A 25,928-nucleotide genomic window follows, 5' to 3' on the forward strand; every position below is an offset into this window, starting at 1 on the left:
AAGTTGCTTTATTGATAACTACAATTAGTTTTACCGAAGGCCTGAATTAACGAATTGCGGCTTTGTTCATCGTATTTAATCCAATATTTTCGATTCAATAAAAAATTTTCACTATTTTCAGAAAAACAAGCAATTACTGGCGTCTCTCCGGGATATTTTTGGGTTAAAGTCATTAATTTTTTAATATGTTTTGGATCTTTTTTCTGAAATTTAACAAAAACGCGATGTGGCGGCACCTTTTTTAATAACGGAGCTGCTTTGAATATTTTATCAGCGATTAATTCTGGGCGTTGCTGCTGATCGGTGGTAACTTTCACCCGTATTAGATACACCTGATTTTTAATTAAATCTATCGTTTGAAAAGTGCGGGGAAAGACCGTCACTTTAAGAGTTCCTAACTGATCGCTTCCGGTTACAAAAGCCATTTGTTGCCCTTTTTTAGTTCGAATCACTTTAATATTCTGAATAAATAACAAAATATTGGCCGTTTGACCAACAACCAATTGTTGGCTAGAAACAATGGGATACAGCCACTTTAAAGTCTGGTATTTATCAACCGGATGTCCCGAAATGTAACTACCTAAATATTGTTGTTCCTGATCCAATTTTTCCAAATGACTATAATCTGGAATTTTTTTAGCTTTGGGTTTTAAAACATCAAACAAAGAAATACTATTATGCGCCAAATGTAAGCTTTCCAAGAGATCCGGTAACTGGTCAACAATTTGTCTGCGATTTTCATGTAAGCGATCAAAACAACCACTTTTAATCAACGGCGTAATCAGTTCTACATTGCGAAAACGTTCATCAATTCGTTTGACAAAATCTAACAGACTTGTAAATTGACCTTGTTGTCGAACTTGCAAAATATTTTGCAAAAAATCACGACGAACGTGTTTAATAAACAATAACCCAAAACGTAAACTCTGCTGTTCAATCGTAAAATTGAGGGTACTTAAATTAATATCGGGGCTGAGCAGTTTAATCTTTTGTTGTCGTAAATCTTGTAAATAAATGATAGTTTTATCACTATTCAAATTAGCGTTTAATAAAGCTGCAAAAAAAGCCTGCGGATAATGAACCTTTAAATAAGCCAACGTATAAGCTAATTGACTATACGCTACCGAATGAGCTTTATTAAAACCGTAATTAGCAAACTTTTCTATATATTCAAAAACTTGCTGTGCATTTTTTAATTGATGACCGCGACTCACGGCTTGTTGGATAAATTGTTGCCGCTGTTGTTGCATAATTTGGCTATCTTTTTTGGCAATAGCACGGCGTAATAAATCCGCTTGGGCCAAGCTAAAACCGGCCATTTGCGCTACCACTTGCATAACCTGTTCTTGATAAATCAAAATACCATAAGTGGGTCGTAAAATTTCTTTCAAGGAATCATCAGGATAAGTAATAGGTTCTTGATGATGTTTGCGCGCTATAAAATGGGCAATATTTTGCATGGGACCAGGACGATACAAAGCATTAACTGCCACAATATCAGCAAAATCATCAGGTTTTAATTGGCGTAAAACCGAACGAATGCCGCGCGATTCAAATTGAAAGATACCGTCTGTTTGGGCCGTTTTAAAAAGTTGCAAAGTGTCTGGATCATTCAATGGAATTTGCATGGGGGCAATTGTGACTTGTTGAGATTGCTGAACTAATTCTAAAGCTTGCGCCAAAATTGTCAGATTACGTAAACCTAAAAAATCAATTTTTAAAAGTCCTAAAGCTTCCACATTACCCTTCGTTTGCTGAGTTAACCAAGTACCTTCACTTCCCCCCGCTTGTAAAGCGACGGTGTCCGTTAATGGTTGTTGACTCAAGACAATCCCTGCAGCATGGGTCGAAAAATGTCGTGGTAAGCCTTCAATTTGCTGTGCTACCTGGAATAGAGTTTGATTTTGACTAGATTGTCCCACCAAAGTCCGTAACGCTGAAGATTGTTGATAAGCTGTAGCCAATTTAATCCCCAATTGCTGCGGAATTGCTTGAGACCAGCGCTTTAATTCAACCTGACTCAATCCCATTACATGTCCTACATCTCTTAAGGCCTGTTTAGCTGCAAAAGTACCAAACGTGATGATTTGCGCCATGTGTTCTTGACCATATTTTTGCTGCATATATTGCACTAGTTCTTCCCGGCGATTATCAGGAATATCCAAATCAATATCTGGCATATCAACGCGTTCTGGGTTTAAAAAGCGTTCAAATAATAAATCATATTTTAAAGGATCAATTTGGGTAATTTGTAAAGCAAAACTGACTAACGAACTAGCTGCTGAGCCCCGCCCTGGTCCGGTTAGAATCTGCAATTGATGTGCTTTTTGCACAACATCTCGAACAATCAAAAAATAATCCGCGTAACCCATTTGGTTAATAACTCGTAATTCATATGCTAACCGCTGCTGATAATTTGTTGGAATGGATTGGGGCGCAAAATACTGTTTTAATCCTGCTTGCGCCAGCTCAGTTAAATATTGAGCAGCAGTTAAATGTTTTGGTGTGGCAAAATGAGGTAACTGGGTGCGTTGAAACTGTAATTCGACTTGACATTCTTGTGCTAATGCTAGAGTTTGCTGCCAAGCTGTTTGTAAATTCAAATTAAGGCATTGCTTTTGACAAGCTTGGACTGAACGTAACGAATGATCTTGCGTATTAGTTGTCGTCGTCAACTTATCTCCTGTTGCTACATGCTGCAATACCTCTTGACTAAAAGCATCTTGGGGTTGCAAGTATTGAACATCATCTAAAATCACACAAGCCAAATTTTGTAGTTGACTTAACCGCTGCCGTAAATTAATTTGCTCTGTTGTAAAATTACGTAAATCTAAACCAACATACAAATCATGGGGTTTGATTTGCTGTAACCGTTGTAAATATTCGGGTGCTTGTTGTTGATGGCGCGTTAATAAAACTTCTAATTCACTGCGCCCCTGAGGAACAATTAAGACTAAATCCGTTAATAATGAGAAAAATTGTGTCAAATCTAGCGCCGTCGTTTGTGTCTGAATTTGCGTAGATAATTTTAATAAATTATGATATCCACGAACATTTTTGGCAAGCACAATTAGTGGATAATCATTTTCTTGATCTAATAACCCGGGAATTAACAACGTCATCCCTAATAGCGGGCGTAAATGATTTTGCTCAGCTAACCGATAAAAGTCTACCAAACCATAGGTCACGTTAACATCTGTTAGAGCAATTGATTGATATCCCAATTGTTTTGCTTGCTGAATTAATTGTGGCAAGCGAATGGTACTTTGTAATAAAGAATAGCTACTTAAAACTTGCAACTGCGTTGTCATTAGCCAGTTCACCTCTTTAACTATTTTATCTTAAATTTCCATGAGTTTTCACGCAAATAAAGTGAATTTTGTGGTAAAATCCAATTATGAAAGTGAGATGAATAAGATGAGATATTTCACTAGTTTATTTTGGATTTTAATCTACGGACAAATCTTAGGTTATATGGGAGCAGCTTTAACTAGCACCCAATACCAACCGATGACCGCCTTAATTATTTCTATTGTATTTACGATTCTTTTCTGGATTTTAACGGCTGAGTTAGATTCACCTTCGAAAGCTAAAAAAGAGTAACTTTTGATTAAGTTACTCTTTTTTTATGGATTAACTATCTAACTTAATTCCAGTAAATTGCCAGCTAGTTAACTATTCAGCCGTTAGGTAAAAATAGACTTGCTTTTGAGACAATGCCATTTTTAATACCCGATGTTGCGAATGAATGGCCTTAAAAGTAGTTTGTTGACTACGCGTTTTTGTTAATTCATGTTGCATTTGTTTCAACACTTGACGGCCATTAGCCCCTGATAACGTACAGATAATCATTAACGATTGTACCAATGATTGCAAATCTTTGGGCTTTTTCAAGTTTTGCAGGGGTGCAATTAAGGTCAACCCCATTAATTGTTGATCTTGGACACTAGCCCGCAATGTTTGCTGTGACGTATGGAGCAGATCAGTAATCGAATTGGTCATTGTTAGTGGTAACACTCTTTGACGCATCATCATATTATATTTTTGAGCAAATTGCGCATAATTCCCCAAAGATTTCATTGCTTGAACAGGTACTTGTTTAGTCACTGTTTGTCCCTGTAAGCGACTCCGCAATGTTACTTTTTGTTGGTGTTTAGTGCCCCAGACGTTAATCACAAAATTACCTTGTTGATTAGTTACCGCATGCCAAGAACTTTGAGTCCCTACACGGTAACTAATCTTAGCTTGTCGAGGAACGTGACCTTTAATCGTGGCTTGCATCACATTTACCGAGTAACTTTCCCGACTAGTTTTGAGATAATTATGATTAGAACAGGCAGTTAAGCCTAATAACAAGGGAAGAATAATGAGCCATAACCATCTTTTCATGAATTATCACCTGAATAAAATTTAAGACAGACTAACCGAATTAATCTGCCTTGAAATAATTATAATTAATTTGCTTGATTACTTGTTACTACTTGTTTGCCTTTGTAATAACCTTTTGGTGAAACATGATGGTTCATACGATATTCACCAGTCGTTGGATCAAATTGAATATTAGGTTGACTCAACTTGATATGACCCCGACGTTGGCGCTTCTTTTGTTTAGAAGTTTTTCTTGCTGGAACTGCCATATTTAATAACTCTCCTTTGATTAAACTTGCTTCTACAAATATATTTAAAATCAAATAACATTCGTAATTACTTATTCATGTTACTATCATTTCAGATAGAGGGCAAGTCCTTTTACTTATTTTTCCCGAGTTTTAGTCACAAGTTACTTTTTATTGCCTAATTTTTGCGTCAACATATCACCCAGATGTGGCACCAATTGATAAGCTACATAACCTAATTGCATAATGCGTGGCCGATTCAATTCTCGCACCGGTCGGCCGATACAATGAATAATAGCTTGTGCCAACTTTTGTGGATCTAATTTAATAGCACCTACCGACTTTAAGTAATTACCTGTGTGATCAGCAATCTTAAAAAAATTCGTGGCCACTGGCCCTGGATTAACCGTTGTCACCTGAATATTAAAAGGACGAAGTTCCAAGCGTAAACTGTCAGAAAAAGCAATGACCGCTGCTTTAGTTGCTGCATAGACAGCTGATTTGGGTGTGGGAATTTTACCCCCCATCGACCCCAAATTAATAATCTGTCCTAGACGTTGCTGCATCATGTGTTCTGCTACGTAACGGGTCAAAAGCATTGTGCCTAAAACATTGACCTTTAACATTTTGTTCCAGAGTGGGTATTCTGTAGTATTAAATTGAGAAAAATCGCCAAACCCTGCCGCATTAATCAGAATCTCAATTTGTTGATGGTGCGCAAAAATCTGCTCTAAAGTACGTTCCACATGCTTGGCAATGCTCACGTCTAAGCTGTAGCTTTCGACAAAGCCACTAGTTAGTGCTTGACATTGCCGGGTAATGCGCGCTAATTTTTCTTCATTGCGCGCGATTAAGATTAAATTAGCGTTTTTATGTGCTAATTGCCAAGCCAACTGTTGACCAATCCCTGATGATGCTCCAGTAATAATGACTGTTTGACTTTGCAAATGTTGTAAGGCCGCTATGTTCATGCTGACGTCTCCTCTGGGTGATGTAATTTAATTTCAAAGCGATCAAAATCTTTAACTACATAAGAATTAGGAAAAATTTGCCGAGCATCATGTAAAAGTTCATAAAACTTATTACCAACGTAACGTGCTGAAATATGATTCAACAACAATTGATTAACATGAGCCGCCCGGGCAATTTGTGCTGCCTGAGCACTAGTTGAATGAAAATGCTGGCGTGCCAATTTTTTTTCATGGCCAGCTAAAGTACTCTCATGTACTAATACATCAGCATTTTTGGCCAATTTAATGCTTGCTTGACAATAACGCGTATCACCAATAATCGCAACTACTCTGCCTGGTTGACTTGGACCAATAAAATCTGCCCCATTTAAAATGGTACCATCAGCAAGTTCCACTTGTTCCCCGCGCTTTAGTTGCCCCCAAATAGGCCCATTAGGCAAGTGATATTCCGCCAAACGATCAACCAATAATTCACCAACATGCGGCTTTTCTTCGACGCGATAACCATAGCACAAAATTCGGTGATCTAGTTTCTGACAGGTAACTTTAAAAGTACTATCTTCAAAAACGACCCCCGCATCTTTAATTTCATGATAATTAATGGTATAGCCTAAGTGGCTATCTGATAAGCGCAAACTAGTTTGCACATATTCTTTCAAGCCGACAGGACCATAAAGATCTAATGGTTGGTCACCACCTTGAAAAGAACGTGAAGACAATAGCCCTGGCAAACCAAAAATATGGTCGCCGTGCAAATGCGTAATAAAAATTTTATTAATTTTACGTGGTCGAATGGTTGTAGCCAAAATTTGCTGTTGTGTTCCTTCACCAGCGTCAAATAACCATACTTCATTGCGTTCATTTAATAATTTCAACGCCAAGCTAGACAAGTTTCTTCCCTTAGAAGGAACTCCCGCACCTGTTCCTAAAAATTCTAATTCCATATTTACTCTTCCATATTTTAATATTTCGTATGCTTCAAAATTTCTTGCGCAATCAGCAGACTATAATAAACCGATCCTTGGTCATTAGTATGCACCTGATCATCATAAAACCAATTAGGATGATGTTGACTAGTTGCATACCAATTAATAACTGTCAAATTAGAATAGTCGTGAGCTGCCTTTTTAAGGACTTGATTAACTGGTTTTTCCCATGAGCGAGTGGGGACATGAACATTAATCCAAAAAACTTGGCGCTGCTTACCAGCTAACTGCATCACTTGCTGAACTTGTTGAGAGCTAATAGCCCCGTTAGTCCCCATTCCAATTAAGATCGTTTGTGGCAAAGCCGCCTCTGCTTTATATTTTTGTAATAAATCAATTGCCACATCAATGCCGCGGCTCACGTCAGCATTAATTAACATTTTGGGAAAAATTGCTCGTAGTCCATCCGAACCATCTACCATCACTGAATCGCCAATTGCTAACGCTGATAGGTCTTGCGCTCTTTGTAAATCAAACTGCGTAATCCCCAGTTTTTGGTATTTAGAATTAACTGGATGACTCTTTGCCAAACTTTGCCATTTTTGAACCTGTTGTTGATTATGTTTCACGGTTGGTTTCTTCTTCAAGTCATGCAAAACTTGCTGATTGTGTTTCTTATTAATTTGATGATTATGCTTAATTTTTTGTGCTAACTGACTATGATTAGCATCACTAGCTTGTCCATTATCTTGGAACAGTCCCCAACTACCAGTCACAACTGCCGCTAGCACTAATACGGTGCCGACCACTTTGACAGAACGTTGCTTTTTGTGCTGTGACTTGCGGCCATAGGTACTTAATGGGCGCTCAACAAAATAATAAGAAATCAAACTAACTAAAAAGATTAATACAATTTCGATAACTGGGTATAAAAAGCGATGATCTGCCACGTTAGTAAACTTAGATTCAAAAAAAATCATCACCGGAAATTGGTATAGATACAAACCAAAGCTGAGTTTCCCAATCCAAGCAAACAGCGGATTAGTTAATAATTTATTCCAAATAGCTGCCGGATGCGCCACAATTGCGACTAAAATCGTAGTCAAGATCGAAAAGAGAAACATGCCACCACGATAAGTAAAAGCATCGGTAGCTTTCATTTTAAAAATAAAAAAGAGCATCAATGCTAAACAAATCGCACCACCAACATTTAACAGCTGACGATCAAATTGCCGCACATCTTGACGCAGTCGATTGCTGGGCCAAATAAATGCTAACGCACAGCCTAATAAAATCGAGAACAAGCGAGTATCAGTGCCATAATAAATCCGACTTGGATCAGCATGGGGATTATATAACAAGGCCATTAATCCCGCAGACACTAGTGTTAACACCAAAGTCACCAATAAAACTTTTTTAGCCGATAAAAAACGTAATAAAATTAAGATAATCAACGGCCATAACAAATAGAATTGCCCTTGAATTGATAAAGTCCACATATGTGTGAATGGTGATTCATTATTCGCAAAACGTTCAAAATAAGATTGACCGTGTGCGATTTGCCAAAAGTTATAAACATTCAACACATTAGTGGTAAAAATAGCTCGTAAATTTTTTAAGAGATTTTTTTGAAAAAATGCAATATAGGCACTTGCACTAAATAGCATCATCAATAATCCGGGATATAATCGTCTTATTCTTTTAAAGTAGTATTTTCCCAAGTTAAAATGACCTTGGTCTCTCAAAGAACGTAAAATTTGATCTGTAATTAAATAACCTGATAAAACTAAAAAAATCGGAACTCCTAAGTAACCTCCTGAAAACACTTCAGGATTTAAATGATACAAAATAACTCCAACAACACCTAGCGTTCTCAAACCGTCAAATCCGGTAATGTAACGTCGGCTTTTCTCCATTTGCTCCACTACGTCTAACACTCCAACTTATTATATTGCGATAGTCTGTTGATTACATAAACTCAAATTCAAAGTCATCAATTACTACAGTATCGCCCACTTGCGTTCCTGCATTAGTTAATGCCTCGTCAACACCCATCCGTTTGAGTTTGCGTGCAAAACGCATTATGCCATCTTGATAGTTCAAGTTACTACGTTGTAATAAAGAACTTACCGCTGCACTAGTGACCACAAAAGTATGTTCGTCAACTTGCTCAATCTGAATGTCATCGGCCGGTGCAGCTTGATACTTATAGGTCTTCTTTTCCGGTGTCGATTTTTCTGGTATTGCAGCAGTAAAATCAGGCGCAGTAGCTAAAACTTGAGCAGTTTTTTGCAATAATTGTTGCACTCCTGTGTGCGTTACACTAGAAATTTCAAAAACTTGTTCAATTTGCAATGTTTGTTTAAATTTCTGTAACCGATCATTTGCTCCCGGTAAATCCATCTTAGTTGCCACAATTATCTGCGGACGCTGCAATAATTTAGGATCATATTGTTTTAATTCTTCATTAATTTGTTGATAATCTGATACGGGATCACGACCATTATTCGGATCCATATCAATTAAGTGTAAAATGACTCGCGTTCGTTCAATGTGCCGCAAAAATTGAAAACCCAGCCCCACACCCTGAGCTGCGCCAGTAATCAGTCCGGGTAAATCTGCCAAAACAAAATCCTGACCATCTGCTAAACGCACCATTCCTAGATTGGGCTTGAGCGTTGTAAATTGATAGGCTGCAATTTTCGGTTTAGCTTTTGTCGCTACTGATAATAGCGTTGATTTACCAACTGACGGAAAACCAACCAATCCAACATCTGCTAATAATTTTAATTCTAATTGAATCACGCGTTGTTCGCCAGGAGTTCCATTTTCCGCAATTTCCGGAGCGGTATAGCGAGACGTAGCAAAATGAATATTACCTCGTCCTCCGTGACCACCGTGAGCAACAATTAATTCCTGCTGATCGGATACCAAATCACCCAAAATTTCTCCCGTTTCAACATCACTAACTGTCGTCCCAGGAGGAACACTAACATAAACGTCCTGTGCGTTAGCTCCATGCATTGCCTTAGTCATGCCGTTTCCGCCAGCTGGGGCTTTAAATTGGTGTTGATAACGAAAATCCATCAAGGTTCTTAAACCGGTATCTACTTTTAAAATAATATTGCCGCCCTCACCACCGTCACCGCCGTAAGGGCCACCTTTAGCGACGTATTTTTCGTGTCGAAAAGCAACAGCACCGTCGCCACCGGCTCCTGCTTTAACTGTTATTTTGACATTATCTATAAACATGAAAACCTCCGCAAAACTCTTATCAAACACTAATTTTAACATAGTTTACTGGAAAAAGTGGTTGTTCCTTGAGAATAATAATGACGTTTTTTTGACGATTTTGATTGTTTTTGAATGGTTATGATTGATTTTGACAAAAAACAGAGTATGATATTTGTATGGAGGTAAGATGTAAGTGATTACAGAACGTCGACGGCAAATTATTTTAAACCAATTACAACAAAAAAATATTGTCACAGTGCATGACCTAGTTAACCTAACTGGCGCCTCAGAATCAACCATTCGTCGTGATTTGTATGAGCTAGAAGATCAGAAACTATTATCACGGATTCATGGTGGTGCCAAAAAAATCAATTCCTCATTGCTCGCAGAACCCAAAGTAGCTTTAAGAGCTACCATGGCTTTGCCTGAAAAACGAGCAATTGCAAAAGCTGCTGCTAATTTAGTTCACGATCATGAAGTTATTTTTTTAGATTCTGGAACTACAACTAATGCCATGATCCCTTTTTTAGCACATAAAAAAGATTTATTGGTCTTAACTAATAGTGTCGACAACGCTGCTTTATTAGCGGATCAACAATTGCACACTATCATGCTGGGGGGCTTTTTAAGAAGCTCTACTAAAGCCACTGTCGGTCAACATGTAACACAATATTTGAGTGATTGCCATTTAGATCAAGCTTTTTTAGGCACTAATGGCTTTGATGTCCAACATGGTTTTACGACGCCTGATCCTGAAGAATCATTAGTCAAGCAGGCAGCTGTTCGACAATCTGATCAGACTTACGTCTTAGCAGATAATTCCAAATATCAGCAAACGCGTTTTAGTAAATTTGCTAAATTAGATGACGCTATTTTAATTACTGATCATCTAGCTGCTGATATTAGTCAGCACCTTACCTCATATACTAAAATAATGGAGGTCCTGCAATGATCTATACCCTTACTGCAAATCCATCGATTGATTATGTTTTGCAGTTATCAAAAATGACTTTAGGTGAAGTCAATCGAGTAGAAAATGACGTTAAATTGCCTGGCGGCAAGGGGATCAACGTTTCACGGATTTTGCAAGAGTTACAACTGTCATCAACGGCTTTAGGCTTTATTGGTGGCGCAACGGGAGATTTGCTTACGCAACTGCTCAAAAAAGCTGCTGTCGTGACTGATTTTACCCCAGTTCATGGCGATACCCGCATTAATGTCAAGATCAAGGCCGATCAAGAAGAAACCGAAATCAATGGCCGCGGTCCACAAATCACCCCTGGAGAAAAAGCTAGTTTATTACAAAAAATCGCCCAAATAAAACAAGGCGATGTGGTTATTATGGCCGGTAGCACCCCACCAGGTTTAGACCAGCAATTTTATTTAGACATTGCTCAGCAAGTTACTGCTAATGGTGCAGAATTTGTCATCGACACTACTGGTCAAGCCTTACTGGATACCTTAGCTTTTCATCCGTTAGTGATTAAACCAAATCATCACGAATTGGCTGAATTGTTTCAAACTAGTTTCCATGATTTAAACGATATCATTCAGGCAGCTCGTAAGCTGTTAACTCAAGGTGCTCAACATGCCTTGGTTTCGATGGCTGGTGATGGAGCTTTATTAGTGACACCAGATGCTGCCTATCAATGTAACGCACCTAAGGACATCGTGAAAAATTCGGTTGGTGCAGGTGATTCAATGATTGCTGGTTTTGTTGGTACTTATATGAAGACCCACGATGTTTTGGAAAGTTTTCATGTCGGTGCTGCTTGTGGTTCTGCTACTGCATTTAGTGAAGATTTAGCGCAAATTACTAAAATCAAAGCCGTCTATCAACAAATTCAGGTTACTCAAATTCAATAATAAGTGAGGCGTTTAAAATGGATTTAAAAGAATTATTACGTAAAGACGTCATGATCATGGATTTAAAGGCGACTACCAAAGAAGCCGCTATTGATGAAATGGTCGCCAACTACGTCCAAAAAGGCGTCGTTGATGATGAAAAATTATTTAAGGCGGATATTTTAAAGCGTGAAGCCGAAACCAGTACTGGTATCGGTGATGGCATTGCCATGCCACATGCGCGCGATAAAGCTGTCAAACGGGCCACAGTTATGTTTGCCAAAAGTGCTCATGGTGTTGATTACGATGCTTTAGATGGTCAACCAGTATACTTGTTCTTTATGATTGCTGCTCCCGATGGTGCTGATAGCCTGCATTTACAAGCTTTGGCCGCTTTGTCAGCCTTATTGATTGATCCTAAGTTAGTCGCTGCTCTAAAAGAAGCAACAACTCCAGAACAAGTTCAAGAATTATTTGACCAAGCGCAAGCACAAAAAGAAGCAAAAGAAAAAGCGCAACAAGAAAAAAAGGCCCAGCAAGCTGCTAATCAGACAACTAATACTGACCGGGGCTATATCGTGGCAGTTTCTGCTTGCCCTAACGGAATTGCCCACACCTACATGGCAGAAGCTGGTTTAAAAGAAGCCGCCGAAAAATTAGGGGTCGACATTAAAGTCGAAACTAATGGTTCCGAAGGTGTCAAGAATAAATTAACGCCGGCTGAAATCAAACGCGCGGATGGCGTCGTGATTACTGCCGATAAAAAAGTTGAGATGGCACGGTTTGACGGTAAGAAATTAATCAACCGGCCTGTCATTGACGGTATTAATAAACCGGAAGAATTGATCCAAAAAATCGAAGCCGGTAATGCTCCCACTTACCATGCTAATCCGGATGAAGCTGATAGTAGCGACGGCGAAGTTGAAGGTAAGTCCATGTGGTCGCGCATTTACGCTGACTTAATGAATGGTATCTCTCACATGTTACCATTCGTGGTTGGTGGCGGAATCTTAATGGCCATTTCTTTCCTATTGGAAAACATGGCTGGTCCCAAATCAACAAGTTTCCTATTCTTTAATAGTATCGGTAATTACGCCTTTAACTTTTTAATTCCAGTTTTAGCAGCTTATATTGCCGTTTCAATGGCTGACTTACCTGCTTTAATGCCTGGTTTTGTAGCTGGTTTTATGGCTTCACAAGCTAGTGCTAGTTTTGTTCATTCATCTAGCCCTGCCGGCTTCATTGGTGGTTTAATCGGTGGTTTCTTAGCTGGTTGGGTAGTTGTTGGCATGAAGAAAGTCTTCAAATTTGTGCCTAAGTCACTTGAAGGTATGAAACCAATGCTGTTATATCCGGTCTTTGGTTTACTAATTGTCGGCGCCATTATGTACTTTGCTGTTGACCCAGTCTTTGCCGTGGTTAACCAAGCCATTACTGATTTCTTAACTCACATGGGTACTGGTAATGCTGTCTTATTAGGAGCCTTACTTGCTGGAATGATGTCTTTAGATATGGGTGGTCCTTTCAACAAAGCTGCTTATGCCTTTGCAATTGGTATTTTTACTAATACTAAAGATGGTGCTTTAATGGCTGCCGTAATGGCTGGTGGAATGATTCCGCCATTGGCAATTGCCTTAGCTGCAACCATTTGGAAAAACAAGTTCACCGAACAAGAGCATCAAGCTGCTATGAGTAACTATATTTTAGGTGCTGCTTTTATCACCGAAGGTGCCATTCCTTTTGCTGCCGGTGATCCATTGCACGTTATCGTTCCAAGTGTGATCGGTGCTGCTATTGGTGGTGGTTTAACTCAATTCTGGGGCGTTAACGTTCCCGCACCGCACGGTGGAATTTTTGTTTCACCATTATCCAATAAACCATGGTTATTCTTATTATCAGTCGTGATTGGAGCAGTCATTGCCGGTTTAATTTACGGTATTTGGAAACCTGCACTCAAAAAAGCTGAAGCAAAATAAATTTTCTTGGAAAAGTCCGTCATTATGATGCGGGCTTTTTTTGTATAACAAATCAAATTATTAAAAGTTTCGTTTGATCCCATCTTTTTTGTATAATTAATTTAACAATCAAATTTGATTAAGAGGTGATAATGATGATTTTAGAAGCTTGTGTTGGAGAATTTTCACAAGTTCCCAAAGTAATTAAGCGCGGTGCCAAACGCATTGAATTAAATGCCGATCTCGCCCAAGGTGGCATCACTCCTAGCTTAGGCGTTATCAAAGCAACCGTTGAATATGCCCACCAATATCGAATTCCCGTCATCGTCATGTTACGGCCCCGCGGACGAAATTTCATCTATAACGCCGCTGAGTTAAAAATTATGCATGAAGACGCCCAATTAATTGCTCAAGCTGGTGCCGATGGTGTGGCCGTGGGAACTTTAACTTCTGGAAAGCAAATTAATACTGCTGCTTTAGAATATGTTTTGGGTACTTTACCACTTATTAAGGTCTTTCATATGGCCTTTGACGACATTAAAAATCAACCAGCTGCCATGGACTGGTTGATTCAGCATAATTTTCAACGAATTTTAACGCATGGTGGTCCATTAAACAAACCATTAAATATTAAACACTTACAAGAATTAATCGAATATGCCAACGGCCGCATTGAAATTTTACCAGGCGGCGGCGTTACTCACAGTAATGTTCAAGATATTACCCACTTATTAGGTGTCGAACAAGCGCATGGTTCAAGAATTGTGTAAGGCAAAATAAAAAAGCAGCATTGGTGTCCAAATTTGACTCAATCACTACTTTTATTTGAGGACCGTTATTCTTAACCAGCTGGAACAATATCTTGACTGGACTGTTCTTGAACTTGACACAACCGGACATAAAAGTTGGCTTCAGCCAATGTCCGATAGGGAAAGACCCAAATTCCGGCTAAGCCCACAGTGATAGACACCAGCATTTCGTACCCAATAAAACTCAAGCTAAAAACAAAATACTCCCAACAATGACCTTTCATCATCTGACGACTCAAAGTAATTGCTTCACGATATTTAACAGGCTTATTATTTTGGACACTATCCCGATAAATATAAACTGCTTGTGAATAGCTAATCGCTTTCATAATTCCAGGGACAATCAGTAACAATGACCACAAACATATCCAAATTCCAGCCAAAATAGACACTAGCAAACTACCGATAAAAGTTTAGCCCCGTTCAAATAGCACCAAAGATTTAGTAAATGGCTTGGTTAGTGGGGCATCATTTCTCATCACATCAACTGCCGCCAAGCTACTACTCAAATTAAAAACTTGATAACCAATAAAAACTATTAATGCTGAACACATCATTAATGTACTAACTGGACGATTGCCTGATAAAGTGCGGACAGTATTCAGAATTACCAAAGCTAAATAAAAAAACAACGTTAATAAAAACATTTGTAGAAAAAAACTAAAGTGAAGATTTAATTTACTCTTCGCACTCTGCTTGATCTCTTTTCTGTTCATAAAAGTTTCTCCCCTAAAATTTTAATCTTCCAATGCGATTTCTTTTTCCCACTCTTGATAAACTTGATTAAAGCGTACCTCATCTTCATCACTGAAGCCTTTAAAAATAACTCGGTCAATGTCTTCACGATTAAAGAAAAATGTTTGTTTTGGATCAACTCCTTCGGGATAACCACACCCAAGATAATCAACAAACTGCTCACTTTGCGTTGTTTCATCTTGGTACATAACGCCCCGACCAATAATCATCATTTTTTTAGTACCCTCTTTAAGATAAACCAATGACCCTAAAGGTAACAACTCTTTATTTTCCATATAATTATTTATTCCCCTACAATAATTTTTAATTGATTTTAAAACTGATTATTTGAAAATTAATATCACCTTCTTTCACTGAAGTCAGCTATCAAAATTTATTTCATTCGTTTTTTACGTCCAAAACTAACATGGTACTCTGCTTCATATTCGGATTGATATTTATAAAAGTAATACAACGGTACGATAACTTTAAATGGAAAATAAATAAACAGAAAGTAAAGTATCAGATACATAAAAAAAGGCACCATTATAAAGAAATAAAAAACATACTGTAAAGATCTATAATTTATTGAAAAATGTTTAACTATCATTTTTTTTAAAAAATCAAAAGTAAAAACAATAAGCAACAATAAGCCACTGTATTTAGCGATTATTCTTAACCAAGTATCTATTTTATCTATGCCTAATTTCTTTTGTGTACCATCATTAATTTTTTTGTAAAAACCAGAATAGTTTCTATAAACACTTTTCACAAATAAAATAAGCACTAATAAACAAGCCAAATAAAAAATTATTGAATTGATTAAGGTCATTTTATTAATTATTGCAAAATAAATAAATAAAATCATCATTACAAATACATTAATTAAACTAATTGTCTCTAATACATTAGTAATAATAGTTTCAATTATCCAATTTTTTGATATAAAGAAAACTATAATTAAAATAAAAATACTAAAAATCATTAACATAATAGAAATAAAAGCTAGTTTTTTCATAATTAAAGCCAACTTGCTATAAGATAGTGAAATAATTACTGCCAAAAAGATGCCAATAACGCCACACAAAATTATTCCAAGTAAATCTTTAAAAGTCTGTTTGATAAAGCTCTTTTTTCTTATAGAATCTAACAACAAATTAATTGTATAGTTATTGGTTGCTAACTTTTTACTTTTTTCAAATGATAGATTGGACATATTTTTCATCCTTTATATATAATATTTTTCCAGTTAATTTTCGAAACTGTTTTACCAATACCAGTTTCAAAATTATGAGCATTGCTTTTAACTTGATCAACAAAATGAGGATTAAAAAACTTAGTTAACATTATTCCAGTACCACCTAAAGCTGCCAAAACTACTAATGGGGTACTAACGCCAACTAATGCCACCGTTAAAGCAGCACTAACTGGACCAAGTTCAAAAATACTATCAATCATTCCATCACTAACTGCTCGTCCTAAATCATGATGTTTTTGATCAGCATAATCTGCTCCGGTATTTAATATCACGTTCCAACCAAATGCTTTTGGAGTTCCATATTCTGTCAATCCTGATTTTTTAATTACTTTGAAACTGCCTAACATTGTTTTACCCACGTGTCCAAAACTACCATTCAAGACATCTGGTAAATACTTATTGAACTTATTAAAATAGCCCGTACCTTTTTTGACTCCTTGCCAAAACTTATTTAAATACTTTAAATTCCTAGCACCAGTTGCAATCGTATAAGCCGTTACTGATTGAACCAATCCTTTGACTAACTTAGGATTCTCACTAATGGCCGTCATAATCTGGTCAGAATCTAAAATTGCCTTCATTGCTTTTTCAGGATCAGCTTTCGCCAACATCTTGATCCGTTTGTAGTCATCACTACTCATGGCTTCTCGCATACTATCTAATAATTTCTGCACAATTGTTTTTTCTTTTTTCGACTTAATAGATCCAATACTTTTAATCTCCGATCCTAATTTCACAGTTTGTTGATTCAGGCCTTGCATCGTTGCTGTTGGGCGACGACTATTAAATTGCTGCAATTTCTCCACCGTTTTGTTAGCTGAGCGCACCATCTTTTTGACATCGTTCACAGGATCATTACTGAGACGCCGCAAGCTTACAATATCCGCAACAGAACTAATCGCTCGGTTACACTCTTCAAGCGCATCTTCTAGCGGTGCTTGGCTCGCTTTGAACTTAGTTGCAATTGCTTTGATGTAATTGGAATCTAACACCGCATCTGGACTGGAGTCCACTTCACTAGCAAACACTTGAATTAAACGTTGATACTGTTGCTGTAATTCCGTTAAGTCATTAACTAAATTATGATTTAAGGTTTGATGAGTTTTATTGGCATAATTGGCCATCGCACGCTTGGCTTGACCGGAAAAACCTGGTGTTTGTGGTACAGCCGTCATCTTCGTACTGACTGTAACCAAACTACTCTGCAGCGCCTGTCCTTTACGATCCAGCACTTGCTTATTATCAATCACCTCTTTGATACGGACTTTGACCATAATTAACGACCTCCCAGATCTTGTGCTAACTTCTGATCTTGTTTAACTAATTGTGCTTCTGTTTTTTTAAATTGTGCCACATCATTATTAACCACACTACAATACTTTTTAATCAGACTATCCATTTTATTACTTAATGTTAGCATCTGCATAAACGGTGCAGCATTAGTCTGGGAAAAGTGCTGTAACTTTAAATTCTTTTGTCCTAAATCAGTTGCCGCTCCCCGAGCCTCAGTCACCCTTTGTTCAAAAGCATTAATCTTAATTGCTATCTTTACCATTAACTTATCTCCTCATCAATTAATCGCTGCTAGCCGCGCACATTCTGCTTGTAATCCCTGAATTTTGTCATCAATTATGCTCATATTTTGTTGACAAACATTATAATCGTGCCGACTACTTTGTTGAAATTGATCATAGTCATTAGCTAATTTATTTTTTCGCTCACCACGCCATTCGCTATTAGAAATAGACGTATAGCCTGTTGTAATTTTATCAATGTTGGCTTTTAACTTAGTTTGGCCTTGTAGCAAATTGATTTTCGCTTTTTGTAATTTAGCAATCTTCATCTGTAATGCTCGAATTGCCACCGCATTTTTTCCCATTATTGAAAACCCCTCACTCTTTTCCAAACCAATCTTCCAATAACACTTGTCATCAATAAGATTCCTAAGATTAATAACCCCGTGGTTTGTTCATGCAAATCTGCAGTTTGCGGCAACGTTGCACTGTCTCCCTTAGTTGCCGAGTCGTTACTAGTCGGATCTATCGCGCCATTTGACTTGGGCGGTAGTTGTGTACCGCCGCCACCAGAATCATTGGTTCCACCATTATTTAAATTTTCAGTCGGTTGACTGGTTGAGCTCGAATTGGCATGGTCTGTAGTATTGGACTGATTAGTGTTAGCATCATTCTTACCTGAATCACTATCAGCATTATTATTAGAACCTGCTTTGTAATAAAGTGTTACTGTTTGCTTGTTGTTAGTAAAAGTCCCATTGTCTGCACCAACAATACGCTCAAACGAGTAACCGTTAATTTTCAAACGCTCAATTGTGTAGGTCTCACCCACATTGCCCCGTAAAATGACGTTATTAGCAATTTCTTCATTGGTTTTTTCATCTAAATACCGCACTGTTACATCTTGACCGGTTACTTGTTGATCTTTCTTATAAATAAAAGTAATTGTTTGAGGCTCTTTAGTATATGTGCCGGAAGTTTGCCCCTCAGCATGGTCGTAAATGTAGCCTGGGATATCTTTTTGGGACACAGTATAAGCATCACCAATTTTGCCAGCCATGACCAAGTCACTGGCTACACTCAGAGTAGAGTTTTCAATCAAATAGCGAACCGTTAACTTCCCTGTAGTCATTTTTCCCTTGTAAACCAAAGTTACAGTTTGGGGACTAGCGGTAAATTGCCCCGTTAAATTACCATCTGCTTTGACATATTCATAATTGTTCACCGCATAATTGTGCGGATCCACACTGTAATTACTACCCACATTGCCCGTAATTGTCACTGCATTCTGAATAGATTCACCCGCCTCATCCACAAATTGAACATTAACCGCACCAGTAGCCGCTACTTGGTTTTGATTATCGTTAACTGCACTATCTTTGGACCGGTAACTAAAATATACATACTGGGGCTCTTTAGCATACGTGCCGTTCACATTACCCGTCACATCTTTTAATTTCATATCATGAAATGTTTTTTCTTCAGCATAATAGGGAGCCCCAACTTGACCTTTTAAGGTAACACTGTCCATTGTTTGTCCAGTATCAAAGTTAATATATAAAACTGTCACACTTCCCATTTCCACGGGATCAGCCAACGGTCCACCAGCAGTTGGCTGCGTTTCAGTAATGGTTTTTTGTTTTACATAACTTTTTTGTAACTGCTGTAAGTTATCTGCTCGCGTGTTATTCAAGTTAAAAGTTTCAGCTTGAACACTAGTCCAACTACTAACTACTGTTCCCATCAATAAAGTGAATATCAAAAATATAGTCGTCAGTTTAATTTTCATATCCAATCTCCCCTAAATCCCTAATTTGCGCAATTTTGCTGCTGTAACTGTGTAAGTTCCCAACAAATCGCCTTGGACCACAGTCCGCAAATTACTAGTCGTCAAATTTTCACACGTAATCAGTGTAACTTGTGGTGCTACTAGCTGATCATCAATCAAGTCCACCCGTCGATTCGAAACACCGGTTAAAACCCTAGTTACTTGATATTTGTAAATCAACTTTAAATCTGTTAGATAAACCTTATTCCCGACTTTGACACGATGTAAATTATGAAAAATGGTTTGATTGTGCATATAGTGACCAGCCAAAGCGTAGTTTCCTGCTCCCATCACCTGCTTCGGCTTCATAGTGGCTACACCGTAAAGCAAGTTATCACCACGCGATCCGTAGCCTTTAAAAATTCGATTTTTCATTTGGACTGCAGGAATCGCCATGTAACCAATCGGCTGCACTGAATTATTCCACGCTCGTAATAAGTCTTGTGCCTTAATGGCATGAACTTCTTGTGGATCAAAATTAGCCTTTTGATGTTGATTATGCACAATTTTTTGCCGCGTCAGCATTTGATCTTGTTTTAAGTAGTGCGCCATCAACCAATCATGTCCTGGTGGACTACTAATTACGCCATAGCCAATTAAGCCTAAACTACAGATCATGATTAACCCAGACAAGAGCGCTTTTATTGTTTGCTTTTTCATAATTAACACTTCCTTTATTTGGGTATGCGAATTTTCTTATAAGATCGTCTTTTGAAGTAATAGCCCTCGTCATCCTTCAGATAATCTTCATTAGAGATATATTTAAAACTAACTAAATCTTGATCTGTTAAGCGCGTTCCCAGAATGCCAACTTTAATTTCCGCTTTTAAGGTTCGGGTGAACTCATCAAAACTACTGGTCAAATAATTAAGATAAGTATTAATGACAATGTGTAAGCCATTGGTTTGCCCCTGATGCAATAAATCCAATAACTTAATCTGATTTTGTTCAGCGATGTTAACAATTTCTTCAAAATCGGCGAAATAAATTAAATATTCTTGCATTGTGTGCTCTGAACGAATGATTGCTTCCATTTGATGTAAAACCGCAACAATCTCAGACTCTGATTGTTGATTATCAATAATTATTGTGGCACAATGCTCGCTTTGGGCTAATTGCTGTCTAACTAAATTGTCATACAGATGTTGCTGTTCTTCGGTATCGTTTAAAATCACAAAATATTTATCTTGATCAAAATCAAAAACCACTGGCTTGGTTGTTGCTGTATCCAAACCTAACGCTAACTGTCGCTGACTGGTCGTTGCCATCATCTGGAAGCGTGCCAAAGTTAATTCTTCAGGAATCATTGGAATCTTATCAGGCCGTTTTCCTTGCCAACTGGCCTGCATTTGTTGTGCTAATTGTTTGACCTTTTCCAAGATTTCCAAAGAACTGCTACCTTTAGCTGGAAGCAAAGTTTGAAATAAGCGCACAGTATCTAACTTCATCAATCCTCGCCCCGGTTGATCATCAACAACCAGCTGCGAACGACCCACAATATCAGTAGTTTCATTCCGGTCAAATAAGAACAATGAGATTTGCGTTTTAATATTAGCCAATAATTGCATTCTCAAAGCTGCTTGGCGATTAGCAGTAATTATTAGATAAATCCCGACGTTAGCTCCCTCGCGAGTAATCTTGTCCAAAAGATAATTAAACTGCTCACTCCAAGCCACTTCTTTCGCTGAATCCATTGCGTCAACCACGATTGCAATAATCGGCAATTGCTCGGAAGTTGTTGTAAGATATTGTTCTAAACTGGCTACACCTACTAAACTTAATAATTGCTTGCGGTGATTCAATTCCTGCTCAATAATCTCTTGAAATTTTAAAATCTTTTCCGTTTCATCAATTCGAATCCAATCAGCCACCTGTGGTAAATCGCGCAAAGGTAACAAGCCATTGGTTCCAAAATCTAGTAAATAAACATTCAACAACTCGGGCGAATTTTGTTGGCATAAACTCAAGATTAAAGTTTGAACGAATGTACTTTTCCCATAACCAGGACTACCAAAAATGGCTAAATGCTTGGCTTGCAGCATATCCAAAAGCAAAGGCCTTTGCGCTTGTTGGTCCGGATAATCAGTCATCGCAAGCGTCACTCGTAAATTAAATTGCGCCTGCGACCAATTCTGTTGATAATCAGTTTGAACATAATCTGGCAAAAATAATTGGGCTGCTAAAGGTGGTAACCATGGTCGAGGTAACCGCGCAATATTTTGATCTTGCGCAAATTGTGCAATGTAATTGATCACCGCCGTCAACTCAGAAACCTTCGTTGCTTGAGATTGCGTATCAAGATAGGTCAGACCACTTAAATCAACTGATAAGTTTTCATATTGGCCTAACTCATTAATTAAATAAAGCGGTGGCGCTGTGCGCTTTTTAGAAGCGACTGGTTGATAATCTTGTCCACTATATGCACTTTGAAACAACTCATAAATCTCATTATTACCAACTTGCAGATAGGCGCGCCCTGGTTCAACAATTGAAGCTGCATCCGGCGTATGCAAAATTTCATTGGAATCCGCTTGATCTTGAACCTTGAGCGCAATTTTAAAGCGAGAATTACTCCAAATTTGTTCGTTAACCACTCCACTCGGCTTTTGCGTTGCAAGAATTAAGTGGATACCTAATGAACGCCCAATGCGCGCTGTTGAAACTAATTCCTGCATAAAATCGGGTTGTTCGGATTTTAATTCAGCAAATTCATCACTAATTAAAAATAAATGGGGCATAGCTTCTTTGGCAACGCCGTCATGATACAATTTTTGATACTCATTAATATGATTAACTTGATATTGGCCAAATAACTGTTGCCGCTTTTCTAGCTCAGCTTTGATTGACGCCAAAGCTCTTAAACTTTGACTACCATCTAAGTTTGTAATGGTCCCTAATAAGTGCGGTAATTCACTGAAAAGGTTCGCCATGCCACCACCCTTGTAATCAATCAACAAAAAGGCCACATTGTCGGGATGAAAGTTAATTGCTAATGAAGCAATATACGATTGAATTAATTCGGATTTTCCTGAACCTGTCGTTCCTGCAATTAAACCGTGTGGACCATGTGCCCGTTCATGCAAATCCAATTTAACTAAATCATCTTTACCACGTAATCCTAACGGAACAGCTAAACTTTTATAGGGAAGATTGACTGACCAACGTTTTTGCAATTGTAATTCTGTCACGGTTTTAACATCGTACAATTCCAATAAACCCACAGATGTTGGTAAAGAATTTTTGAGACTTTCTTTATGGTCTAAGGCGGCTAAATGTCGCACGGTCGCCTCTAAATCAATTGTTTCCAGAGCGTCCGGAACCAATTTTTGAGAAGTTAGTTGACCGTTCTCAATCACAATTTCTGCCTGCTGACTATCATAATATTCGACCACTGTCTCAATATGTTCCGGTAAATCAGCCAATGTTTGCTTTACAAAGATCACTGCGACATCAAGTTCAGAAATATCGTGTGACAAATATTCCATAATACCATGATTAATAATCAATTCTTCATTTTGTACAATCAAAATGTAATACGGTGCGAAGCTAATTTTTTGATCTTTGTTTTCTTTTTCTTTCACAGCTTGTTCGCGCTCTTTTAATAGTTGCAATAAGGCCGTTAATATTTGGTCACGCGTTTGATCATCATCAACAAAATTTAACGTATTACTATCACTAGAACGAAAATGTTTTAACCATCGAAACTCTTGCCAAAAATCTTGTTGCTGACTATCAAAAATTGGAACGAACCGGACATCATGGTAACTTTGAAAGGCCGCAATTTGTAGCACCAAATTCTGCAAAGCCTGATTGACTTGGACTTGATCACCAATTAGTCCCACCCCTGCGGACAACAAACTAATTGCTAATGGCGAGTGTTCCACCTGAAGTGCCTGTTGATAAATCTTTTTTGCTTTGTCTAATAACGCATCATGCTTTAATTCTTGCGGCGAAAAATTAACTTGATATTGTCCGGTAAAATTACCTAACCCTAAACGGACCGTTAAAAAGTCCGTTTGAAATTTGTTTTTCTCATAAATCCGCGCACTATTACGCAAAATCAATTGACTAATCGTTTGCGGTGATGGTAAGTGATAAGTTAAGGCCGAGCGCGTTTGGTGCTTTTGTGATTGAATCTCCACAATTTTAGTTTGTAAATAATCATGATAATCTTGCACTCTTTGATTAGCTTTTTGCTTTTGTTCTTTTTTATCATTAAAGTAACTACTAATCGCAAAAGCAGTCGTTGTCAAACTCATCGCTCCCATCATAATCATGGTGGTCATGTTATGGCTAATTACTGCCATTACAACCGAAGCAGCAACCATTACCAACGGCGGCGTAATCGTTTTTAATAATTTATTTTTAGTAATTTCTGCGGGCATGGGTGGTGCATCTAAAGTTATTTTAGCTGTCGGTAAAGCACGGATCACCCGCGGTGAGCGATGATACTCTGGATAATCATCTGAATAACAGTGCTTTATTTGTTGCCGATAAAACAGGGTACTTTTGACAAATTGCTGCAACAAATCTTTCACGATTAACCAATTATCAGGCTGCAAAGTTATTTCTAACCCATCAATCGCCAGCACATCCCCATAAGTAAAATTAATTACTGTGGTTGTTATTAAACTATGATTTAAATAGACTGGCGTTTTAAAAGCGCCCATTACTTGAAACTGTTTGGCATCAGCTGTCTTTTGAATGAGAAAATCACAATTAATCGCTATTTGAATATCATTGAATGCGTTAGCTCCTAAACTTAAAGGCTGTCCCATGTTGAGCTGGTTAACATCAAAACTGAGTGGAATTAGTGTATCAGCCAAGATTAAAAGTTGGATATGTTGTTGAATTGTTATTACTTGTCCCAATTCTAATACTTGGTCAGCTAAGCAAAACTGAGCATCCGTATTAATCGTCAATTCAAGTGGTTGCTCTAGTTCTGGAACATAATAAGTATCATGATAATCAGTACTTAAAGTAAAATTATTTTGTTCAGTGGTATCTAATTTCAACACTGAGTAGCTCGTCTTTAACCAGATATATAATTGATAATTTTCAGCCATGTCTTCTATTCTTTCTGTAATTTTTTCGTATAAGCTTTAATTAGTTTCGAATATTTATTCAATAATCTCTGCTTCTTAGCACCGGTTAAATGCGGATTATTGTTCGCTTGTGAATATAATTTAGTATACGAAAACAAGATTAATTGCTGATCTCCTAAGTATTTGGCAGCATCCAATGACTGGTTAAAATTGCCTTGTCCATCATAAATCCAATATTTTAAATAGTTAGGATCAGAATTCATATTTAGTGATTTGTTAATATTAGCTTTTTGTTGATGATTGAGATTATCAACATGAACATAAGATTTGGCGAGCATTAATTGTTGAACTTTCGGCATTTGTTGAACTCTAATTTTGCTCAGGTGATTAATGGCCTGATCATAATCTTGCTGCAAATAAGAGCCCGTTCCTTCAGCTAAGGATTGTTTTTGCGGCACAACAACCATTAATAAATAAATCAGCGCTAAACCGACCAGTGTCGTGACCACTGATTCCAATAAAAATCCCCAGTGATAAAGATTAAATTGCTTTTTTGAGGCGACGACTAATTGCTTCTGTTCAACAGTCAAAGCTTGTTGATACAAAACTTGTAGCTGCTCTTTTAAAGTGGCAACGCTTTTGGCACGAATGATTTTCTGATACTTCAAACCAGCAAAACTCTTATCAGCCATTAAGCCTTTATACAAGCGATTAAATGTATACTTATTGGCTAACACCATCACGATAAAAGCTTTCAATTGTTTTAATAAATGAGCGTGCGTTGATGGCGTCACAATACCTACCGCTCCACGGTGTAAAACTTTGGGTCGTAAGTTGACGTCAAACAAAATATTATCAGGGTGCACTACGGGCACAATTCGTGAATTACGTAATTGCCAAAGCTCTAGTAAATTCAAACATAAGCGAATTTTATCAACTCGCGATAAGTCGCTAGCCAATTGTTGAAAATTGTGCCAATCAGCAGCCACCTGATATTGCAGTTGCCAAGCTTGATCTTGTGGCTTGATTATTAATGGTACCAATTGATCTTGCTTTAATCCTAAATAATCAATCAATTGAGCATCTTGAACACTATCAGCCGTTAATTCTTCGGTAATGCTTCCTGATTTTAAATAATTGAATTGATATTGATAGCCATCAATTTCAAATCCTTGTCTTTGCTTAGCCAATT

General features: G+C 37.7%; 23 protein-coding genes. 5 read left to right on the forward strand and 18 right to left on the reverse strand.

The window, feature by feature from the left end; translation table 11 throughout:
* Window positions 1-8: 8 nt before the first annotated feature.
* Entirely contained in the window at window positions 9-3,311 is a 3,303-nt protein-coding gene (gene dnaE, locus AC3B6Y_RS00825) for a DNA polymerase III subunit alpha (protein ID WP_489791154.1), read from the reverse strand.
* Window positions 3,312-3,417: 106 nt separating this feature from the next.
* On the opposite strand from dnaE, the gene AC3B6Y_RS00830 reads away from it, so the two are divergent.
* Complete coding sequence (locus AC3B6Y_RS00830; RefSeq protein ID WP_489791155.1) at window positions 3,418-3,603, forward strand: YjzD family protein; 186 nt, start codon at window positions 3,418-3,420, stop codon at window positions 3,601-3,603.
* Window positions 3,604-3,675: 72 nt separating this feature from the next.
* Here AC3B6Y_RS00830 and AC3B6Y_RS00835 read toward each other — a convergent pair whose 3' ends face one another.
* The 6 genes from AC3B6Y_RS00835 to obgE form a co-directional block, all read right to left on the reverse strand.
* Entirely contained in the window at window positions 3,676-4,389 is a 714-nt protein-coding gene (locus AC3B6Y_RS00835; RefSeq protein ID WP_489791156.1) for a hypothetical protein, read from the reverse strand.
* A 65-nt stretch (window positions 4,390-4,454) separates the two neighbouring features.
* Complete coding sequence (gene rpmF / locus AC3B6Y_RS00840; RefSeq protein ID WP_489757898.1) at window positions 4,455-4,637, reverse strand: 50S ribosomal protein L32; 183 nt, start codon at window positions 4,635-4,637, stop codon at window positions 4,455-4,457.
* A gap of 143 nt (window positions 4,638-4,780) precedes the next feature.
* The gene (locus tag AC3B6Y_RS00845) at window positions 4,781-5,587 is read right to left on the reverse strand and encodes an SDR family NAD(P)-dependent oxidoreductase (RefSeq protein WP_489769739.1); all 807 of its coding nucleotides are present in this window, start codon (window positions 5,585-5,587) and stop codon (window positions 4,781-4,783) included.
* Window positions 5,584-6,531 carry a ribonuclease Z gene (gene rnz / locus AC3B6Y_RS00850; protein WP_489769738.1) on the reverse strand — a complete coding sequence of 316 codons (948 nt, stop codon included), beginning with the start codon at window positions 6,529-6,531 and terminating at the stop codon, window positions 5,584-5,586. The genes AC3B6Y_RS00845 and rnz overlap by 4 nt, the downstream gene beginning before the upstream one ends.
* A gap of 17 nt (window positions 6,532-6,548) precedes the next feature.
* Window positions 6,549-8,429, reverse strand: coding sequence for an acyltransferase family protein (locus tag AC3B6Y_RS00855; protein WP_489775430.1), 1,881 nt, complete (start codon window positions 8,427-8,429; stop codon window positions 6,549-6,551).
* A 52-nt stretch (window positions 8,430-8,481) separates the two neighbouring features.
* Window positions 8,482-9,765, reverse strand: a complete 1,284-nt coding sequence (obgE, locus tag AC3B6Y_RS00860; protein ID WP_489791157.1) for a GTPase ObgE — start codon at window positions 9,763-9,765, stop codon at window positions 8,482-8,484.
* Between the two features lie 175 nt (window positions 9,766-9,940).
* On the opposite strand from obgE, the gene AC3B6Y_RS00865 reads away from it, so the two are divergent.
* The 4 genes from AC3B6Y_RS00865 to AC3B6Y_RS00880 all read left to right on the forward strand — a co-directional run bounded on the left by AC3B6Y_RS00865 (window position 9,941) and on the right by AC3B6Y_RS00880 (window position 14,317).
* Window positions 9,941-10,699: a DeoR/GlpR family DNA-binding transcription regulator gene (locus AC3B6Y_RS00865; RefSeq protein ID WP_489757893.1), complete on the forward strand. Its 759-nt coding sequence runs from the start codon at window positions 9,941-9,943 to the stop codon at window positions 10,697-10,699.
* Window positions 10,696-11,613: a 1-phosphofructokinase gene (gene pfkB / locus AC3B6Y_RS00870; RefSeq protein ID WP_489775432.1), complete on the forward strand. Its 918-nt coding sequence runs from the start codon at window positions 10,696-10,698 to the stop codon at window positions 11,611-11,613. The genes AC3B6Y_RS00865 and pfkB overlap by 4 nt, the downstream gene beginning before the upstream one ends.
* Before the next feature lie 17 nt (window positions 11,614-11,630).
* A complete protein-coding gene (locus AC3B6Y_RS00875) occupies window positions 11,631-13,568 on the forward strand; it encodes a PTS fructose transporter subunit IIABC (RefSeq protein ID WP_489769734.1) in 1,938 nt (645 codons plus the stop codon).
* A 131-nt stretch (window positions 13,569-13,699) separates the two neighbouring features.
* Window positions 13,700-14,317, forward strand: a complete 618-nt coding sequence (locus AC3B6Y_RS00880; RefSeq protein WP_489757890.1) for a copper homeostasis protein CutC — start codon at window positions 13,700-13,702, stop codon at window positions 14,315-14,317.
* A 71-nt stretch (window positions 14,318-14,388) separates the two neighbouring features.
* Here AC3B6Y_RS00880 and AC3B6Y_RS00885 read toward each other — a convergent pair whose 3' ends face one another.
* The 11 genes from AC3B6Y_RS00885 to essB form a co-directional block, all read right to left on the reverse strand.
* Window positions 14,389-14,748: a DUF975 family protein gene (locus tag AC3B6Y_RS00885; protein WP_489791158.1), complete on the reverse strand. Its 360-nt coding sequence runs from the start codon at window positions 14,746-14,748 to the stop codon at window positions 14,389-14,391.
* A 21-nt stretch (window positions 14,749-14,769) separates the two neighbouring features.
* A complete protein-coding gene (locus tag AC3B6Y_RS00890; protein WP_489791159.1) occupies window positions 14,770-15,072 on the reverse strand; it encodes a hypothetical protein in 303 nt (100 codons plus the stop codon).
* A 21-nt stretch (window positions 15,073-15,093) separates the two neighbouring features.
* Window positions 15,094-15,387 (reverse strand): DUF4176 domain-containing protein, encoded by a 294-nt coding sequence (locus AC3B6Y_RS00895; protein ID WP_489757888.1) that lies wholly within the window; start codon window positions 15,385-15,387, stop codon window positions 15,094-15,096.
* Window positions 15,388-15,485: 98 nt separating this feature from the next.
* A complete protein-coding gene (locus tag AC3B6Y_RS00900) occupies window positions 15,486-16,316 on the reverse strand; it encodes a hypothetical protein (protein ID WP_489791160.1) in 831 nt (276 codons plus the stop codon).
* Window positions 16,313-17,623 carry a T7SS effector LXG polymorphic toxin gene (locus AC3B6Y_RS00905; protein WP_489791161.1) on the reverse strand — a complete coding sequence of 437 codons (1,311 nt, stop codon included), beginning with the start codon at window positions 17,621-17,623 and terminating at the stop codon, window positions 16,313-16,315. Before AC3B6Y_RS00905 ends, AC3B6Y_RS00900 begins: the two co-directional genes overlap by 4 nt.
* A 2-nt stretch (window positions 17,624-17,625) precedes the next feature.
* Window positions 17,626-17,904, reverse strand: coding sequence for a TIGR04197 family type VII secretion effector (locus tag AC3B6Y_RS00910; RefSeq protein WP_489757885.1), 279 nt, complete (start codon window positions 17,902-17,904; stop codon window positions 17,626-17,628).
* A 15-nt stretch (window positions 17,905-17,919) separates the two neighbouring features.
* On the reverse strand, window positions 17,920-18,228 hold the full coding sequence (locus tag AC3B6Y_RS00915; RefSeq protein ID WP_489791162.1) for a YwqH-like family protein: 309 nt from the start codon (window positions 18,226-18,228) through the stop codon (window positions 17,920-17,922).
* Entirely contained in the window at window positions 18,228-19,607 is a 1,380-nt protein-coding gene (locus AC3B6Y_RS00920; RefSeq protein ID WP_489791163.1) for a MucBP domain-containing protein, read from the reverse strand. The genes AC3B6Y_RS00915 and AC3B6Y_RS00920 overlap by 1 nt, the downstream gene beginning before the upstream one ends.
* 57 nt (window positions 19,608-19,664) lie before the next feature.
* Window positions 19,665-20,351 carry a class A sortase gene (locus tag AC3B6Y_RS00925; protein WP_489791164.1) on the reverse strand — a complete coding sequence of 229 codons (687 nt, stop codon included), beginning with the start codon at window positions 20,349-20,351 and terminating at the stop codon, window positions 19,665-19,667.
* 14 nt (window positions 20,352-20,365) lie between these two features.
* A complete protein-coding gene (essC, locus tag AC3B6Y_RS00930; RefSeq protein WP_489791165.1) occupies window positions 20,366-24,757 on the reverse strand; it encodes a type VII secretion protein EssC in 4,392 nt (1,463 codons plus the stop codon).
* A gap of 5 nt (window positions 24,758-24,762) precedes the next feature.
* Window positions 24,763-25,926, reverse strand: coding sequence for a type VII secretion protein EssB (gene essB, locus AC3B6Y_RS00935; RefSeq protein ID WP_489791166.1), 1,164 nt, complete (start codon window positions 25,924-25,926; stop codon window positions 24,763-24,765).
* Window positions 25,927-25,928 lie beyond the last annotated feature (2 nt).

This window comes from Bombilactobacillus sp. ESL1092, assembly GCF_058107465.1.

Bases quoted from the DNA above. Each gene is read 5' to 3' on its own strand.
- essC (WP_489791165.1), bottom strand. From the start codon at position 24,757: ATGGCTGAAAATTATCAATTATATATCTGGTTAAAGACGAGCTACTCA.
- obgE (WP_489791157.1), bottom strand. From the start codon at position 9,765: ATGTTTATAGATAATGTCAAAATAACAGTTAAAGCAGGAGCCGGTGGC.
- AC3B6Y_RS00920 (WP_489791163.1), bottom strand. From the start codon at position 19,607: ATGGGAACAGTAGTTAGTAGTTGGACTAGTGTTCAAGCTGAAACTTTT.
- rnz (WP_489769738.1), bottom strand. From the start codon at position 6,531: ATGGAATTAGAATTTTTAGGAACAGGTGCGGGAGTTCCTTCTAAGGGA.
- AC3B6Y_RS00875 (WP_489769734.1), top strand. From the start codon at position 11,631: ATGGATTTAAAAGAATTATTACGTAAAGACGTCATGATCATGGATTTA.
- dnaE (WP_489791154.1), bottom strand. From the start codon at position 3,311: ATGACAACGCAGTTGCAAGTTTTAAGTAGCTATTCTTTATTACAAAGT.
- AC3B6Y_RS00890 (WP_489791159.1), bottom strand. From the start codon at position 15,072: ATGAACAGAAAAGAGATCAAGCAGAGTGCGAAGAGTAAATTAAATCTT.
- AC3B6Y_RS00910 (WP_489757885.1), bottom strand. From the start codon at position 17,904: ATGGTAAAGATAGCAATTAAGATTAATGCTTTTGAACAAAGGGTGACT.
- AC3B6Y_RS00880 (WP_489757890.1), top strand. From the start codon at position 13,700: ATGATGATTTTAGAAGCTTGTGTTGGAGAATTTTCACAAGTTCCCAAA.
- AC3B6Y_RS00855 (WP_489775430.1), bottom strand. From the start codon at position 8,429: ATGGAGAAAAGCCGACGTTACATTACCGGATTTGACGGTTTGAGAACG.
- pfkB (WP_489775432.1), top strand. From the start codon at position 10,696: ATGATCTATACCCTTACTGCAAATCCATCGATTGATTATGTTTTGCAG.
- AC3B6Y_RS00845 (WP_489769739.1), bottom strand. From the start codon at position 5,587: ATGAACATAGCGGCCTTACAACATTTGCAAAGTCAAACAGTCATTATT.
- AC3B6Y_RS00895 (WP_489757888.1), bottom strand. From the start codon at position 15,387: ATGGAAAATAAAGAGTTGTTACCTTTAGGGTCATTGGTTTATCTTAAA.
- AC3B6Y_RS00905 (WP_489791161.1), bottom strand. From the start codon at position 17,623: ATGGTCAAAGTCCGTATCAAAGAGGTGATTGATAATAAGCAAGTGCTG.
- AC3B6Y_RS00835 (WP_489791156.1), bottom strand. From the start codon at position 4,389: ATGAAAAGATGGTTATGGCTCATTATTCTTCCCTTGTTATTAGGCTTA.
- AC3B6Y_RS00925 (WP_489791164.1), bottom strand. From the start codon at position 20,351: ATGAAAAAGCAAACAATAAAAGCGCTCTTGTCTGGGTTAATCATGATC.
- AC3B6Y_RS00900 (WP_489791160.1), bottom strand. From the start codon at position 16,316: ATGAAAAATATGTCCAATCTATCATTTGAAAAAAGTAAAAAGTTAGCA.
- AC3B6Y_RS00830 (WP_489791155.1), top strand. From the start codon at position 3,418: ATGAGATATTTCACTAGTTTATTTTGGATTTTAATCTACGGACAAATC.
- AC3B6Y_RS00915 (WP_489791162.1), bottom strand. From the start codon at position 18,228: ATGGGAAAAAATGCGGTGGCAATTCGAGCATTACAGATGAAGATTGCT.
- rpmF (WP_489757898.1), bottom strand. From the start codon at position 4,637: ATGGCAGTTCCAGCAAGAAAAACTTCTAAACAAAAGAAGCGCCAACGT.